The organism is Pseudomonas sp. HAR-UPW-AIA-41 (assembly GCF_002304225.1).
Taxonomy (GTDB): Bacteria; Pseudomonadota; Gammaproteobacteria; order Pseudomonadales; family Pseudomonadaceae; genus Aquipseudomonas.
In genome coordinates, this window is record NZ_NSLB01000037.1 from 1 (window position 1) to 421 (window position 421).

1 protein-coding gene is annotated in these 421 nt (G+C 42.8%); it reads left to right on the forward strand.

The features are described from left to right. Positions 1 to 141: 141 nt before the first annotated feature. On the forward strand, positions 142 to 421 hold a 280-nt coding region (locus CK486_RS17750), incomplete at its 3' end, for an aldehyde dehydrogenase family protein (RefSeq protein WP_218192116.1).

The window sequence follows — 421 nt, forward strand, 5'->3', positions numbered from 1 at the left end:
TAACGAAGGAGTTCAGTATCGGCAATGGAGAAGAGAACCACTTTATTGGGCCTGTAATTGACCAAAAAGCCTACAACACCATTTTAAATTATATTGAAACTTGCGGGCAAAACAGCTAAGGGTCAAAAGTGGATTAAACGGGTGAATGCGGAAATGGGCGGAAAAGATGGGATTGTAGTAGATGAAACGGCTGATCTGGAAGCAGCGGCTAAATCGATTGTCTCCTCGGCCTTCAGCTTTCAAGGGCAGAAATGTTCGGCGGGTTCCAGAGCCATTATTGTGGAAAGTGTATATGACGAGTTGGTGGAGAAAGTGATCGAGTTAACGAAGGAGTTCAGTATCGGCAATGGAGAAGAGAACCACTTTATTGGGCCTGTAATTGACCAAAAAGCCTACAACACCATTTTAAATTATATTGAAA